General features: G+C 52.3%; 12 protein-coding genes. 4 read left to right on the plus strand and 8 right to left on the minus strand.

The window, feature by feature from the left end; genetic code table 11:
- Window positions 1-764: 764 nt before the first annotated feature.
- Both BW974_RS16980 and BW974_RS16985 read left to right on the plus strand, forming a co-directional pair.
- The gene (locus BW974_RS16980) at window positions 765-2156 is read left to right on the plus strand and encodes an ATP-binding protein (protein WP_076431432.1); all 1392 of its coding nucleotides are present in this window, start codon (window positions 765-767) and stop codon (window positions 2154-2156) included.
- Between the two features lie 1316 nt (window positions 2157-3472).
- On the plus strand, window positions 3473-3910 hold the full coding sequence (locus tag BW974_RS16985; RefSeq protein WP_076431433.1) for an SWIM zinc finger family protein: 438 nt from the start codon (window positions 3473-3475) through the stop codon (window positions 3908-3910).
- A gap of 179 nt (window positions 3911-4089) precedes the next feature.
- Here BW974_RS16985 and BW974_RS16990 read toward each other — a convergent pair whose 3' ends face one another.
- The gene (locus tag BW974_RS16990) at window positions 4090-4560 is read right to left on the minus strand and encodes a hypothetical protein (protein WP_076431434.1); all 471 of its coding nucleotides are present in this window, start codon (window positions 4558-4560) and stop codon (window positions 4090-4092) included.
- A 115-nt stretch (window positions 4561-4675) separates the two neighbouring features.
- On the opposite strand from BW974_RS16990, the gene BW974_RS16995 reads away from it, so the two are divergent.
- Window positions 4676-5458 (plus strand): DUF8170 family protein, encoded by a 783-nt coding sequence (locus BW974_RS16995; RefSeq protein WP_076431435.1) that lies wholly within the window; start codon window positions 4676-4678, stop codon window positions 5456-5458.
- Between the two features lie 13 nt (window positions 5459-5471).
- Here BW974_RS16995 and BW974_RS17000 read toward each other — a convergent pair whose 3' ends face one another.
- Together BW974_RS17000 and BW974_RS27030 are read right to left on the minus strand one after the other, a co-directional pair.
- A complete protein-coding gene (locus BW974_RS17000) occupies window positions 5472-6647 on the minus strand; it encodes an RNA-guided endonuclease InsQ/TnpB family protein (protein WP_368275058.1) in 1176 nt (391 codons plus the stop codon).
- Window positions 6648-6716: 69 nt separating this feature from the next.
- Window positions 6717-6848 (minus strand): hypothetical protein, encoded by a 132-nt coding sequence (locus BW974_RS27030; RefSeq protein WP_281247712.1) that lies wholly within the window; start codon window positions 6846-6848, stop codon window positions 6717-6719.
- 434 nt (window positions 6849-7282) lie between these two features.
- Here BW974_RS27030 and BW974_RS17005 point away from each other — a divergent pair, with 434 nt between their 5' ends.
- Window positions 7283-8218 carry an ArdC-like ssDNA-binding domain-containing protein gene (locus BW974_RS17005; protein ID WP_076431436.1) on the plus strand — a complete coding sequence of 312 codons (936 nt, stop codon included), beginning with the start codon at window positions 7283-7285 and terminating at the stop codon, window positions 8216-8218.
- A 289-nt stretch (window positions 8219-8507) separates the two neighbouring features.
- On the opposite strand, the gene BW974_RS17010 is transcribed toward BW974_RS17005, so the two are convergent.
- The 5 genes from BW974_RS17010 to BW974_RS17030 are packed head-to-tail and all read right to left on the minus strand — an operon-like array spanning window position 8508 to window position 14589.
- Complete coding sequence (locus tag BW974_RS17010; protein ID WP_076431437.1) at window positions 8508-9809, minus strand: ABC transporter ATP-binding protein; 1302 nt, start codon at window positions 9807-9809, stop codon at window positions 8508-8510.
- A 1-nt stretch (window position 9810) separates the two neighbouring features.
- Window positions 9811-10935, minus strand: a complete 1125-nt coding sequence (locus BW974_RS17015) for an ABC transporter ATP-binding protein (protein WP_076431438.1) — start codon at window positions 10933-10935, stop codon at window positions 9811-9813.
- A 16-nt stretch (window positions 10936-10951) separates the two neighbouring features.
- A complete protein-coding gene (locus BW974_RS17020; RefSeq protein ID WP_076431439.1) occupies window positions 10952-11941 on the minus strand; it encodes an ABC transporter permease in 990 nt (329 codons plus the stop codon).
- 2 nt (window positions 11942-11943) lie between these two features.
- Window positions 11944-12942 (minus strand): ABC transporter permease, encoded by a 999-nt coding sequence (locus tag BW974_RS17025; protein WP_076431440.1) that lies wholly within the window; start codon window positions 12940-12942, stop codon window positions 11944-11946.
- A gap of 33 nt (window positions 12943-12975) precedes the next feature.
- On the minus strand, window positions 12976-14589 hold the full coding sequence (locus BW974_RS17030; protein WP_076431441.1) for an ABC transporter substrate-binding protein: 1614 nt from the start codon (window positions 14587-14589) through the stop codon (window positions 12976-12978).
- Between the last annotated feature and the right edge of the window lie 1048 nt (window positions 14590-15637).

The following is a 15637-nucleotide window of genomic DNA, read 5'->3' on the forward strand; positions in this document are numbered from 1 at the left end:
GTTAGCTTCCGTCCGCGCCTTCAGGCGTAATTGCTGCCTTGCAATCATTCTCAAGTACGCAAGGCAATGCGATGGTTCATGGCCAGCAAAACGGATAATACGCTTTCGTCGGGAATGCGACATCTCAGCTGCGGAAATGGAGTAGAAGCCAAGTGAGTAACGTTTCAAGGAGAGGGAGAAATTCTGAAAGGCTGTTTGAGGGGCGAATTTTTAACTCACGGAGACTCTAAATTGGTGCTGTCTACAATGTCTCCCCGGAACTCTAACTCCACGTCACTTTCACCGATGGCAGAGGAGGCACTCACCCATCTCCGTGACCGCTTTGACTCGGATGAATCATTTTACCTATGAGCAAGCAACGCAGGTGCTACAATCGCACGATATGGAATACGGGCTAGCCGATGATCTACTTGAAACTCTGTTGCTCCGAGGCTATCTCTACGAAGTCGGTGACAAGTTGCGTATCACTGACTAACGTACCACGACAGGAGGTATTGGAGGATCTAAAATCAAATTCGATGAGCCGAGGCACGGACGTGCTGAAAACGCGACCATGAAATCAGTAATATCCATGAGCCCGAAGTGGGTTTTTGCCCACTGAAGGGTGTGGGGCGTTGAAAAGTGAGCGTCTCGACAAACAGTGATTCTTATGGTCTGAATATGAACCAAAAGACGACTGTACTCGCAGTAATGATACTCCAAAGTACAATACTTCAAAGTACGATCATGCGAAGTACTATATTGGGCTGGATGCTAGGACGAATATGGCCGCCTTCGTCAACCGAACCGAGGAACTTTCTCGGCTTCACAGCCTCTATGAGGCAGATGAGGCAACGCTTGCAGTCATCTTTGGGCGACGACGACTCGGCAAAACCGAACTCGTCAAGCACTCGCTCCAAGACGACAATGACGCAGTCGTCTACCAAGCGAAGCAAAAAACATCTGACCTCCAACTCCAGCAGTTCATCGAAACCGCATCAGAAACGTATCCCGGGCTCTCACGGATTCGTGAAGACTGGGATGCAATTCTCGGCTACCTCACTGAACAGGATGCGACCATCGTCCTCGACGAATTTCCATACCTCGTCGAGCAGGATCAGAGTCTTCCCTCCGTTCTGCAGGCGATGTTCGACCACGAACTCGACGACTCGGCTGCGACCATCGTTCTCGTCGGGTCCTCAATCAGCATGATGGAGGAAGCAGCCCTCCTCGGGAACAGCCCACTCTATGGCCGTTCGTCACTGAAGTTGGATATCAGGGAACTCCCGTTCGACGCTGCCATGGAATTTTTCCCCGAGAACTACACGTCCGACCAACAGGTTCTCATGTGGGGTATCTTCGGTGGCGTCCCGTACTATCTCGAAGAAGTCGCTCCCGACGTAAGCCTCGGAGAGAACATTCACCACACGATCCTCTCACGTCACGGTTCACTCCACAACGAACCCGACTATGTCCTCCGGATGGAACTCACCGAACCGACCCGGTACTTTTCGATATTAGAAGCTATCGCCGGCGGGAACACGAGCCGTAACGAGATTGCTGGTACGACCGGCATCGACTACAATCAATTGTCGAAATACCTCCATCGACTGTCACGGCTCCGATTGGTCGACCAGCACGTCCCGGTGACCGAACAGAAAGAACGAAGCAAGCGAAGTCGCTATCGCATCCGCGACTACTTTTTCCGCTTCTGGTTCCACTTCGTCTACGGCACCGGTGACCGATACGACGAACTCGGAGACGACGCCTACGAGGCTGTAATCGAACCAGAGCTTCCGGACTTCGTCAGTCAGGTCTTCGAAGATCTCTGCTGTTCAGCCATTCGTACACTCTATCCGGAGTACACAATCTCAGAGAGGGGACAGTGGTGGTATGGTGAACACGAAATCGACGTTGTGGGGGTCACAAACGAAGAGACACTCATCGCAGGCGAGTGCAAGTTCCAGCAATCGCCTCTTGGATACGACGCGTTCTCAAATCTTCTAAATCACGTCGAAGAACTGCGCTGGACACCAGCCAACGGAGGAGAGCGAACGCATGAGTACGCGCTGTTTTCACGGAGCGGGTTCAAGCCATCCGTGGAAGAAGCGGCCGCAGAGCGCGATAATCTCCGACTGTTCACGGTCGGTGACGTCGTCACGGCACTCAAACGGTAGCACTACGTCCGACACCGCTCGTCGTTGTTTTTTTGAGCCACTAGTGGGCAGAAGCTCGATGAGCTACAGATAGGGCTGAGTTGCGGTGTGAAGTACCACGGGTCGGGTGACCCGCGGCTTCACCATCTTGGGTGACAGTCCAAAATGGACTCGACTACCGAAGGCGAATTTAATTCCCTTCGCGCTCCCTTTCGGTCGCGTGGAAGCGACAACACCCGATTCGGTGTGTTCGGTCGTATCGGCACTTCCGTCCGACAGCGACCTCACCGAACCGTGAAGGTCGGCGGCTTCACTCACCGTCCGACACCACCTGTCTCACCGAGTTTGTTGCAGTCGGATTTTGAGAGGTTGTTAACGGTGGCCTCGAATTGGAATACCGTGCGAAGACGCCCTAACTCTTCCGGTTGTGGCGATTGCGTACGCGATTCACCCCACGAGTCACCTGACCCGTGGAACTCTCGCTGTATTTTCTTTAGAAATGTACCATCTCCGCTTGATGCTTCACATATGTGCATCCTCACAACCCACTCGTATACACAGTATAAAAACGACTATACCAATAGTGATCGAGAATGTTACTACAGGAATATTATTCATTATTTCTTCGAGACGGTACATCTCTAGTATATATTATCTAGGAGGGGAGAGTCGATGTTGACCTCGTTCGCCTGCAATTGCACTTCCTCATTAACGGCACCAATTGCGACGAGTAGGTCAATCGCTCTGTTCATCCGCTGCTTGATTTTCTGGCCACTCCGACTCCAGTCGAATTTTCTCGCTGTTTATAGCACGAGTCCTCTCGAGGCATCATAAGCCCGTTTTCGAGAATAATATAGGCAGCTTTAGCGAGTTCTTCTGTGGGTATCCGATCGATAAATCGGGATTCTTCGGTCGTGTTCACACGAACAGCCATCGATTCGAGGTTCGATGGCCACAGGAATCCCCGTGTCGCGCTAATTTCGACCCATCAGGATGGGCCGTCATTGACGACAAACTCCGCCGAATTTTCTTTCCACCCCGTGAAATCTGCCATCGACGGACGATGAGTGTGTAGGCTTCGCTCTGCTCGATCGGCCATACTCATACTTGTTAGTACGGTAGTTGTATTGGCGGCCATCGACTCAAAACCAGTGGAAGGGGGAGAAGTGGCACCGGCCACGAGTTTGTGGTTAGAAGAAACAACATTACCAATTCGATTGATCGGCCTGATTTCCTTTCGACCCTTGCTACGAGCGTCTTGTGCTGCAACGTCGAAAACGTGTTTTTGTTGCCCCCGAGGGGTGCGGGGCACATCAGCTGTGCCTCGTGGAGCGAGTATGTCCAATAGAAACGTCCTATCCCACCTAACGTTCACGAAACGAGTTGCAAAGCGCGCCCAGTACGAAGCCCTTGAATGTTCACTCACAACGAGGGGTGTCCTCGTTCGAAATACGAGTCACGCAAAACCAGCTGATCATGAATATCTCGTCACCGTTCGCAATGGGATACCCATTTCCTGTGAGTGCCCGGTGGACGACCGCTACGATGGGGCATGCAAACATCGGGTTGGCGTTGCGATCCGAACACCACTCCTGCAAGCGGCGACAGACCACTCCCTCGTTGCAGACGGCGGGACACAAATCGAGAACAACCCTGAAACCCATACAGACAACAGCGACAGTGACCAACCAGCGGACTGTGACTGTGATGGACTGGGTGGCTTTCCATGTTGGCCCTGTGTGCGATCCGGGCGTCGCGATCTCCTGGAAGAGTAGTGTGAATCACGTGTGAATCTGCTTGTCTCTAAAGCTCGATTCCTGAATGAAGAGCCATAGCCTTAGTACGATTGACAGGAGTCACGTTAGAGATCACCTCTAGACACCAGAATTCTGTTCGAGAATGATAGCGATGGCCTATTTAGCAGCTCAGACTACTTCACCAGCCCAACGTCTCATCAGAGTGTGTCAGATGCTTTGGGTTCGTCAAACTCGAGGGCTTCCGTAACGGCCTCTGGAAGAGCTGGTCGCGGTGCGCCTTCATGACGTGTTATCCGCTCAGATTTTCGCGTTTCCTCGTACACAGCACGTGCAACCGGGACACCTCGGAGGAAGTTGTGTTCGTAGAGGATCTCGACGCCATGTTCAGTCGGCCCCCAGAACTTCGAGGGTAAATTCCGTGTCGACACATTCGGTTCGTGGACGTAGACATCGAGGATACCTGCTTCTCGTAACGTCTCGAGTTGGTCGAGAATCGCTGCCTCGTTCTTCGGAATCATATAGTCAAGCTCAGCCAGCGACACGAGGTGAGCCTGGTGACCAAGGATCAGTTGGATGATGAGGTGACGAGTCTCCTGCGAGAGCAACTCACGCATTCTTCGCTGCTCTGCGAACGGATCCTCGAATCCTTCAGGGGCCGTATCGCTCATACTTCACAGTAGCGTTCTCGGGCGTATAATGGTTTGGATCAAATAAGTCAATAGAATCCGGATATGACTGACTCAATCAGAAACGTCTTTTACTCAGTTAGTCGCACACAGATGTATGAGTACTCCATCCGTTCCACCGAATGCTGGGAAGATTATGGCAGCCGTACAGCGAGCGTTACGAGGACTGGATGTTGGGTCCACGGAAGCGGTCCAGATCCTCTCCTGGGCAAACAATGAGACACCCGCGATCTACGATCGGGATCAAACCGCATATCTCGTTCTCGGAAGTTATCGTGACCCGTATCTCCGCCGGGTACGGACAGTCAGTGATCGATTGAACCGTCGATACGGTACATACGCGTTTCTTATCGGCGATCTCACAGACATCGACATCCCACGACTCCCCGAGTTTCGCGTGAAATTCCATATCACGGCAACGCTTAGTGATTACGTCGCCGCCGTGTTCGAACAGGATGCAGGCGGTGAAGTCAACGAACTGGGTAAAATCGGTGAAACCGAGTACTTTGAGAAAGCGTACGCGTTCCCACGCGCCTACCACTGGGAAACTGAAGCACATCTCACAGATGAACGCGATGTACTCGCTGCGGCTGCACAACTCATGGCAGCCACAGACATCGGCGAGGAGACGAAAACTGCAGAACTTGAGGCACTCGTCGAACGCGCCAAGCGAGTTGATATCGACATCACGGTTGACACCCTTGTTGATGAACTCCAAGAGCAAGAGATCGAGGCTCCTTCCTACAGCTGGGTACATCTGAACGACTTCCGTCTCTTCGAACTACACGGTCGGTGTTACCCCTGGACGACTGAGAATGAGTTACTTGATGCAACAGACGAGCTTCCGGGGGTACCAAGACCAGGATGGGAGCAACAGTGAACGTACCCTGCGGTCAAGCCGCGGGGCTTCCTGCTTCGACGACGTGCTTTGCATCCATCCGTCCCGAGTGATGAGCGAACGCAGGGAGTACAGTCTGCACAGGCGTTGATTCGGACCGTCCCGGCCCTACCTGAAGAGATAGTTTGTTGAGTCCCCTGTCGAGGATGTTCTTTGCCGCATTCAAGTCCCGGTCTTCGGTGTGGCCGCACGCCGGACACGAGTGTTCCCGAACCCACAGCGGCTTTGATGTTTCCACACCGCATTGGTTGCATTCCTTTGTGGTTCCGCGAGCATCGACGCGAACCACGTGCGTTCCGTGCAACTCTCCCTTGTATTCGAGCATGTCGAGGAACCGAGACCATGCGGCGTCCTGTTTGTTCTTGGCGGATTGGCTGGTTTCGAGCATCGACTTCACATCTAAGTCTTCGACTGCCACCACGTCGTACGCTTTGACCAGCCACGTCGAAAGTTTGTGCTGAAAGTCGAGCACCTTCCACCGAATTTGTCGTTTCGCACGGGCGACGTTCTGGCGTTGGTTCTCCCAGTTTTCCGACCCGTGTTCCGTTCGGTCGAGCGCCCGCTGTTCGCGGACGTACTGGTCGTACTCCGATTCGAGGTGCAAACACTCTACTGAAAGGTCCTCGGACGTGTGGATGTACGACAGAACCCCGAGGTCCACACCGATACAGTCGGCACTGTCGATGTCTTCCGAATCTGGTTTCGCGGGCGATTCGACTTCGACAACGAAACAGGCAAACCATGCGCCGGTCCGTTCTTTCTTGAGAATGGCGCGTTTGATGTTCTCCGTGTTCGGCAAGTCGCGGTGTGCTCGTATCGGTATCTCTCCGATCTTTGAGAGGGTAAGCGTCCCGAAGTCGTGGCCCGTCGTGTGATTGACGTTGAAGCCTTCGGACTGGTACGCTACCGACCGGAACTCGCCCGCACCTTGCCACTTAAGCCGTCCTGTCTTGCGACCGTTCTTTCGGTGCTCTTTGAGCACCTTCTGGTCCTTTTGGATTTGACTCACGGTTTGTTGGGCCGCATGAGCCGACACTTCCGCAAAGATCGCCCATCGACGTTTCCACTCGGTGAGTTTCCGGTGTTGGTCGTAGGCGGTCGGACGGTCGTTCCGCGGTGCTTGGTAGTAATCGCGGACGGCGTGATTGCGAATCTGTCGGTGAATCTCGATATGTCGCTACGCTTCGCTAGCGGTTTCCTCGTCTGGATACGCGCGAAATCGAAGCGTGGGGTCCATTGACTATTCGGCCTCTTTTTCTTGCTGGTCGCGGATAGCTTTTTGAAGCAATCCGCTTGGGGAGAGATGTGGTTGGTCGTCCAGCCACTCGCCGAGATCGTCTGGAAAGGAGATGGACGCCGCAACCCAAAGCATCGAACTTCGCCATTGGGCACGTGCGAACTGATGGTTTGTCGAGATTGATCGAGAATCATGCGAGCGTCGATCCCACATCGAAAGGATCACGAAACGTCGAATTCTACGGCTTCAGCCGATCCACAGGTCGGGCACGGCTGTTCGGTGGTGTCAAGTGACGTCCCGCAGTGGCGACACTCCCGAATAACGTTCTCATCCAGCGAGAGCCACTGTCGCACTATACTGGAAAGCGCCATCTCATCTGTCCTCTCTGACTCAACGCAATAAAAAATCCGGCCTCTTCTTAATCTTACATTAAATCACACCGTGTGACAGATTCGACGGTAGTACCCCCAAAGAGACACAGATACCCGAAATCGAACAACTCCACCAAGGATTTTTTTGGCCCCCAAGGGGTGCGGGGCGCTCGATAGAAGCGTCCGTGTACGAAAACCATGGCTTCGAGTACTACCACTGCAGTGTCGTTCGATGACTCCGACACCCGCCGCGACGAGATGCACAACACGATCAAACAATGGATTGACGACCTCACTGTCTTGACTGACGAGGCAAAAGCGAGTCAACAATTCCAGAAGTGGTTAACTATTCAGTCCAAATTCCATGACTACTCCCATCGGAACACGCTCTTGATTACCCTTCAATGTCCGAACGCGACAAAGGTTGCCGGGTACAACACCTGGCGGACCGAGTTCGACCGCCATGTACAGGAAGGCGAGCACGGAATCTGGATTTGGGCGCCGATCATCACAAAGCAGTGTCCCGACTGTGAGAACTCGCCCAGTTACCACGAGCAAAGTGAGTGTGAATACGACGAGACACCATCGGAAGCGTGGTCGAAGGGGCTCGTCGGATTCAGACCCACGGCTGTTTTTGATGTGTCTCAGACGGAGGGTGAACCACTTCCCGAATTGGAAACCGAAGCAACCGGAGATACCGAGGATCTCGTTCCTACCCTTCAGAAGGCAGCCGATGAGCTCGGTGTGACGGTTCACATCGTTGACGCCGACGCTTGGGAACACGGAAAGGCGAAGGGTGTCTGCAAACAGCGGAGTTTGTACGATCTCCAGCCAATCGTGGAGGTGAAAGATCAGGTAAATCAGGCAGATCTCGCTGTGACGTTGATCCACGAATACGCTCACGCACTGCTGCATTTCGACGTCAACGATGACACTGAACGAGCGAAACGTGAAGTCGAGGCGGAAGCTGTCGCGTACATCGTCGGTCGATATGTCGGGTTGGATACGAGTGGGTCAGCATTCTACCTTGCAGCATGGCAGAATGATGATGTGAATATGATTCAAAATCGGCTCGGGCGAATTCGCACGACTGCAGCAAAGATTATCGAGGTAGTCGAAACGAAACGTGAGTAAATGACGATCGCCGATTCGAAATTTGAAATTTGAAAACACAGTTGCTAGAGTTGTGATCAGTATCGAATGGATGACAGGAGGTGGGGACGGGTGCAACAATCGCGGTATCCCTCCAACCTCTCTGACAATGTGGTAAACAATGGCATAGCTATTAATAACTATTGCCACTAAATATGCACTCTTCGTCAATCCGATCTTGGTTGTCGCTAGTACGCAATCACGGCCTAATGGCGGTGGTATCTATGACCGAGATCAATACTTTGGCTTCAAGCGATTTTGAGTCATACGACTACTTTTGACGGCTATCGATGACATCATCACGGTGACGATGACACGCTGCCTGATGGGGCGATTTTCCATTCTCTGTTGAGACTTCGTATGCAGGAATTTCCCGCGCACAAATGCTCTGTTCAGCAAACGATGTGACCAACAGTTCCGACGCTTGTGTCCACTCGTCGTTCGCGACATGAGCGATTGCATCGTCGACAATACGGCCTGCTTCGCCACTTGGTTTCGCAGCATCGAAGAATTGGGCTTCGAGGGAAGACTTGTTCATCGGTTCGATCGCTCGTCGTTCGACAGCGCGGAGGAATTGACGCGTATTCACCCATTCATCTGATGAAAATTCATACCCGGCAGGCGCGATAAGTTTCGGGCATCGCGTTCGGAATCGACAGCCGCTTGGTGGATCGATGGGGCTCGGAACGTCTCCTTCGAGGACACCGCGGGTTCCTGCCTTGCGTGGGTCAGGAACTGGGATGGAGTCCAATAGTGCCTGCGTATAGGGGTGTTGTGGGTTCTCAAAGAGCTCTTCTTTGTCTGCCAATTCGACCAATTGGCCGAGATACATTACCGCAACGCGGTCGCTTATATGACGTATCACTGAGAGGTCGTGTGCGATAAACAGATACGTGAGCCCAAATTCCTCCTGCAGGTTTTTCATCGTATTAAGCACCTGCGCCTGAATAGAGACGTCCAATGCAGTCACCGGTTCGTCACAAACAATGAAATCCGGATTCACGCTCAGAGCACGAGCAAGATTTACGCGCTGGCGCTGACCACCAGAGAACGCGTGTGGATGACGGTTGTAGTGTTGTGGGTCTAGCCCGACTTTTTCAAGCAGTTCGCGTGCTCGTGTTTCTCGTTCATTGGCATCATACATCCCGTGGGCCTTCATCGGCTCTTCGACGATCGGACCGACTTTCATTCGTGGATCAAGGGACGACTGCGGATCCTGGAAGATCATTTGCATGTCTTTCCGTTGAGCACGCAACTTTTCCCCACTCAATGCGGTCATATTCTCTCCTTTAAAATAGACTGTACCATCGGTTGGCTCGACAAGACGAAGTATTGACCGGGCGAGCGTACTTTTTCCACACCCAGATTCACCAACTAGTCCCAGCGTTTCCCCTTTGCGGATTGAGAACGAAACATCTTCAACGGCACGCACTCTCTGCTCTTCGCCAAACAGTCCCGATAGAAATCCACCACCATCCGAGAAGTGTTTTGTGAGTCCCTCAACTTTGAGCAGTGGCTTACTAGTCGCTCCTTTGTCCTCTGTTTGGTTGTTGGTCGTCAATGAGTTACTCATATCAGTTGCCTCCTCTTGTTGATTCGGTCACGAGATCGCTGGTAATTCCTGTCTTTGCGCGAATATCGATGGGGTCACTGATTTCGTACCCAACGTCGAACTCATCATGTTTCACACAGGCTGCCTTGTGAGAATGTTCACCCGTTTCTGTAAGCTCACGGCAATCAGGATGCACCTCCATACACACTTTTCGGGCGTCGGGACAGCGCGTGTGGAAGCGACATCCATGTGGCGGATTGATTGCTTCCGGCATCACACCGCGGATGGGGTTTAGCTCCTCAACGGTCTGGTCAGGCCGCGGCATCGAATCCAAGAGTGCCTGTGTATAGGGATGTTTCGTGTCGTAGAACAGGTCGTCAACCGTGGCCTGTTCTACGATTTCGCCGAGATACATCACGTTCACGCGGTCACACAGTTCGGCGACGACGCCCATGTCGTGCGTGACCCAGACAAAACTCGTATCGTATTTGTCCTGCAACTCGTCCACCAGCGTCAGGATTTGGCCCTCGACAGTCACGTCTAATGCTGTGGTCGGTTCGTCCGCAATGATGAGGCTCGGTTCGCAGGCCAACGCCATGGCGATGAGGACGCGCTGGCGCATTCCTCCCGAAAACTGGTGGGGATAGTTGTCATACCGCGTTTCGGGTTCCGGAATCCCAACTTCGCGAAGCATATGAATCGCTTCTTCCTTTGCTTCTGCTTTCGAAAGATTCCGGTTGATTTCGATGAACTCCCGAAGCTGGTTACCCACCGTGAACACCGGATTCAGACTCTCCATCGGGTCTTGGAAGATAATGGCGATTTCTGTGCCGCGAATCCGGCGTCGCATCTCCTCGTTTGAGAGCATCGCATCGCGGGGTTTAAGATCGCCGTTTGGCCCTTCTTCGAGGCCGAACAACACGTCGTCCTTGAACCGGACTTCGCCGCCGACGATTTCGCCGGGGTGATCGATAAGTCGAAGAATGCTTTGGGCGGCGACGCTCTTTCCGGCCCCGCTTTCGCCCACGAGGCCGACGATTTCACCTTTTTTAACATCGAAAGAGATGCCGTCGACCGCACGGACAACGCCTTCTTCGGTGAAGAACTGTGTCTTGAGATTCTCGACTTGAAGCAATTTTTCTGTCATTTGTGTGAGTGATATTTCAGTTGTTTATCCGTGGGTCAAGTGCGTCGCGGAGACCATCGCCGAGCAGGTTGAACCCTATCACGGTAATGAGGATGGCGATGCCTGGCCACAGGCTGAACCACGGATCAGGGAGCATGTAGCCGCGTGATTGGCTCAACATCTGTCCCCACGATGGTGTCGGCGGTTGGGCACCGAAGCCAAGGAACGAGAGTCCCGCGACGATGAGGATGCTGATGCCGACTTGTAGGGTCGCCTGCACGAGGACGGGCGCGAAACTGTTCGGGATGACGTGCCGGAGGATGATGTTTCGGTCACGGACTCCGGCGGCACGCGCCGCCTCGATGTATTCTTCTTCGCGCACACTGACCACGCGCGACCGAATCAGGCGGGCGAACACCGGAATCGTCGTGATGCCGACGCCGATCATGGCGAAGGTTAAATCCCGTCCGAATGCGGCCATGAACGCGATAACCAGCACGAGGAACGGAATCGCGTATAGCGTCTCAACGATGCGCATCAACGCGTCATCAATCCAGCCACCGTGGTAGCCCGCGACGGCCCCGACGAGAGTACCGCAAATGAGACCGAAGCCAGTCGAAACGATGCCGACCTGTATAGCAATACGCGATCCATATACGAGCCGGACGAGGACGTCGCGTCCGCGGTGGTCGGTGCCGAGCGGATACTGCCACGTTCCACTTCCGAACGTATTTTCTATTCCGACTGGTGGGAGAAGGATTTGCGCGTTCGCGGGGTCGTTTACCGGGTTATACCAAAATCGACTAGCGATAGCGTAGTCGAGCAGTTTCGCGTCGATCCATGCGAAGACGGCGACCGCTGTAATAAAGCCAATAATATAGAGTCCGATTCTTGCAGTCGTGTCGCGGCGAATTTGTTCGAGTGTATATCGCCACCCCACGCGGGCTTCTATTTTCTCTTCGTTCTCTTGGTGATCGCTCTGATTTTGTTTGCGGACTGTTTCTGTAGTCGCTTCACTTGTTCCCATTATTAGTTCACCTCATCGTAGGTTACGCGGGGGTCGATATACGCATACGAAAGGTCAGTGAGGACGACGCCGATGACGAACGTCAAACCAAAGAAAATCGTCGTTCCCATGACCAACGGATAATCTTGATTGTTGATTGCGGTAATGATGAGTCGTCCCATCCCGTTGATATTGAATACTGTCTCGGTTAGCACTGCTCCACCAAGCGCGGAGGTAAGTTGAAGACCGACAACAGTGATAACGGGTAGTTGTGCGTTGCGGAAGGCGTGTTTTCGGACGATCTTTTGCTCGGCGACGCCGTAGGCTCGCGCCAACTTCACATACTCCTGTTGCAAGACTTCCAGCATCGACGACCGTTCGATTCGCGTGATCGCCGCCATCTGAAGGGTTCCGAGCGAAAGAGTTGGCAAGAGGAGATGGGTGAACGATTCCCAGAGAACGTCGATTTGGGAGGACGCCCCGTCGACCGAACTTGGGTCGGCCCATGGAAGGACGATTCCTGTTGCTGGAAGGACGTTCAGATGGTACCCAAAGATGATAATAAGCATCAATCCAATCCAGAACGACGGCGTACTAACTCCCAAGAGCGCGACGATACGCGAAACGTGATCAGTTGGTTTGTTCCGTCGTTTAGCGGAGATAATCCCCAGCGGAATGGCAGTCGCCAGTGCGAATCCAAAGCTGGATGCCATGAGGAGGAGCGTCACTGGCAGTCGCTCCATGACTTTCGTCACCACGGGCACCCCGTAGTAGATACTCTGTCCGAAATCGCCCTGTGCAACGGCCGTGAGATAGTTTACGTATCGTACTGGTAGTGGTTCGTCTAACCCATATTGTGCGCGGATTTCCTCGACCATCTCGGCGCTTGGTGAGGGGCCAAGCATGATTTGGACGGGGTCGCCCGGAATCGCATTGGTCAGCAAGAACGTTATTGTTATGATACCGATCAATACCGGGACTGCCTGTAGTAAACGTCTAAGTGTGTATCGGAGGATTCCCATGACTGTATTTTGTATTGAAACGAAAGGACGAGACTACTGCGATCCAACAGACGCGTTCGCGTAGTCCGTCGCGAGAGCAAAGCTCATGACTGGATGTGCTTTGAATCCTTGAACGTTACTTTTCATCCCATAGCTATTCTTCAAGTTATATGCTGGAAGATGTGCCCGATCCTCGAGGAGTTTGGTGATCGCCTCGGTGTACAGCTTCTTCCGCTCTTGCTTGCTTGCCGTCTTTCGGGCGTTCACAATCTGGTCATTAACACCGCTGTAGAAGGTGCCGTCTGTCGACCCATGCGCGTCTTCCGTGAAGAAGTAATACGTAAAGGCATCGGGATCAGGCGTTCCTGACCAGCCAAGCGTGTACATATTGTAATCGTTGGGGTCACCCGAGGAGTATTTATCGAGGAACGCACCCCAATCAAGTCGCTGGACGTTCGCGTTGTACCCGGCCTCCTTCAGGCCGTTCGCCACCGTGACGCCCAACTGTTCGCGTTTGTCGTCTGGCGGCACGATGATATTCGCGTTCCAATTGTTCGGAACGTCATCGGACTCATCAAGCATCGTTTTTGCTTTGTCAATATCCTTCCCATGGGCGATACTCTTCCACTTGTCCAGTGGGAAATTCCATTTCTTGGCAATTTGCTCCGGCAGGGGACTGTACTGGCGAACGCCGGTTGGTTCTACAAAGTTCGACACGGCTTGGTCCATGTCGAAACAGTAGTCGATTGCTTCCCGAACCTTGGGGTTGGCTGTTGGACCGTTCTTACAGTTGAACGCAAGATAGAAGTAGCCCATCCCGACGACGGATTCGATACTCGCGTCGCCCATATTCTGCACTTGTTTCCAGAGTTTTGGTGGGATTTCTTCGATGACGTCGCTTTCACCGGTCTGCAAACTTGTCAGTCGCGTAGTCGGCTCTTCGACGGGCTTGTATTCCACTGTGGCAAGATTTGGTTTCGGTTCGCCCCAGTAGTCCTCCCAGCGCGTGATTTTGGCCATCTTCCCTTCTTGCCAGCTATCAAATTTAAAGGGGCCTGAACCGACCGGCTTCTTTTTGTTGAACTTCTTTTTGTCCTTTTCACGAACCTTCTTAGGAACAATCGACCACGTCAGTGTGTTCAGGAAAGGACCATATGGGTATTTGAGGTCGAACTGAACCGTTCGATCGCCTTTCGACGAAATAGAGTCGATCATGTTCAACTCTGCAGCGTTCTCAGTTTCTTCTTTGATTGGCGCTTCGAACGAGTATTTCACGTCCTCGGGTGTTACCGGATCACCGTTTTGGAACGTGACCCCTTCCTGCATTTCGACGACATACGTCTTTCCGTTGTTCTTAACTTCTGGCTCGCCGGTTGCTATGTTCGGGACAACGTTGATACCAGCATCGTACGTGTACAGCCCTTCGAAGACGCGGTCTGCTACCTGCGTTGATGGAACGTCATTCAGAACAATCGGGTCGAATTCCAGTGGGCTTTTTACTTGGGCGAGAGTCAGCGTGCTACCGCCGTTTGACTGCTGACCTCCTGAATCCGAAGGATTCTCGTTTGAACTTCCACTACAGCCAGCAAGAGAAGCAATTCCAAGTGCTCCGACTCCCTGAAGGAGACGACGCCGTTTTATCTTATCAGGTATATTTTCCTTTGTCATCTTATGAGTCACCAACGCCAACGTTTGACATTCTCATAGGCCGAAGGGGCACTATATAAGCATTTATAATTTAATATCGGACAGTTTGATTTCAGAAATTCCATTTATATTATATAAATGTAAGTAAAATTTGATCTATAGATAATAAATTATATTTATAATATTTGTAAATATTGAACCAAGCACTACTCAGTCGCCCGATCATAGCCATTTCAATAGTAATTTGAAAATAATCCTATATAACCTGGCGTCACATTGAATCAACTGAGATTGTAGATAATATATACTAGTCATATACATAGAGTAGAAAATGAATACTATGAATCCGCAAGCGAGATATTATAGAAGGGATCAATTTTATCTCAATCGGCTTTTATTTTAGTTTGTACACATCGTAGTACTGTGAAATCTTTAAATTATGTGTCCAAACAATATCTACCGCACTACCGTCTGCAAGCACCAGCTGCCGTCAGAAACGCAACTGACGACGGGACGTTTGTGGCTCCTATGAGAGAGCCATGATTTCGATACCCGCGTCATTCTCGATGTGATCTCTCTATTAGGATAGTTCAAAAGTGACCACTCCGGAAGAAGTTCGAGGAGGAAAAACGATGCATCGGACAGGGTTGATCCTTGGATCCACACAACACATGAAGATGAGAGGACGATGGTGGTGAAAGTGCCGCGAGAAACGCTCTCTCGCCAGAAATTCACCCGTTGAAGCAGTCGGCTAACCACTTTCACCACGGTGTTGGCGCATGGTTATGGTAGCTTCTGTCGAATGGTTAGTATGGCCCATACATCAGAGATAGGGATAGGAGACTTTCCCCTCCTCGGGGTTGCATTCGCCACTGCAACCGGTGACAGGACACACAGTTCCTCTAAAAGAGGAGCGGATACGGTATCGGATGAGTGTGACTGTGCTGAGCTCGGGGAGCTCCCGTGTTGGGAGTGTGTGCGAACGGGACAGAAAGACCTGCCAAGCGATTCCGAGTGAGGCGGATGACGGCGCTGTATCTCCCTCTAGAATTGACAGTATTTCAACTCT

The sequence above is a fragment of the Haladaptatus litoreus genome, assembly GCF_900156425.1.
In the GTDB taxonomy this organism is placed as follows: Archaea; Halobacteriota; Halobacteria; order Halobacteriales; family Haladaptataceae; genus Haladaptatus; species Haladaptatus litoreus.

Coding starts and splice junctions, on each gene's coding strand:
- BW974_RS17025 (WP_076431440.1), bottom strand. CDS start 12,942: ATGGGAATCCTCCGATACACACTTAGACGTTTACTACAGGCAGTCCCG.
- BW974_RS16985 (WP_076431433.1), top strand. CDS start 3,473: ATGTCCAATAGAAACGTCCTATCCCACCTAACGTTCACGAAACGAGTT.
- BW974_RS16990 (WP_076431434.1), bottom strand. CDS start 4,560: ATGAGCGATACGGCCCCTGAAGGATTCGAGGATCCGTTCGCAGAGCAG.
- BW974_RS27030 (WP_281247712.1), bottom strand. CDS start 6,848: ATGCTTTGGGTTGCGGCGTCCATCTCCTTTCCAGACGATCTCGGCGAG.
- BW974_RS17030 (WP_076431441.1), bottom strand. CDS start 14,589: ATGACAAAGGAAAATATACCTGATAAGATAAAACGGCGTCGTCTCCTT.
- BW974_RS17005 (WP_076431436.1), top strand. CDS start 7,283: ATGGCTTCGAGTACTACCACTGCAGTGTCGTTCGATGACTCCGACACC.
- BW974_RS17010 (WP_076431437.1), bottom strand. CDS start 9,809: ATGAGTAACTCATTGACGACCAACAACCAAACAGAGGACAAAGGAGCG.
- BW974_RS17015 (WP_076431438.1), bottom strand. CDS start 10,935: ATGACAGAAAAATTGCTTCAAGTCGAGAATCTCAAGACACAGTTCTTC.
- BW974_RS16995 (WP_076431435.1), top strand. CDS start 4,676: ATGAGTACTCCATCCGTTCCACCGAATGCTGGGAAGATTATGGCAGCC.
- BW974_RS17020 (WP_076431439.1), bottom strand. CDS start 11,941: ATGGGAACAAGTGAAGCGACTACAGAAACAGTCCGCAAACAAAATCAG.
- BW974_RS16980 (WP_076431432.1), top strand. CDS start 765: ATGGCCGCCTTCGTCAACCGAACCGAGGAACTTTCTCGGCTTCACAGC.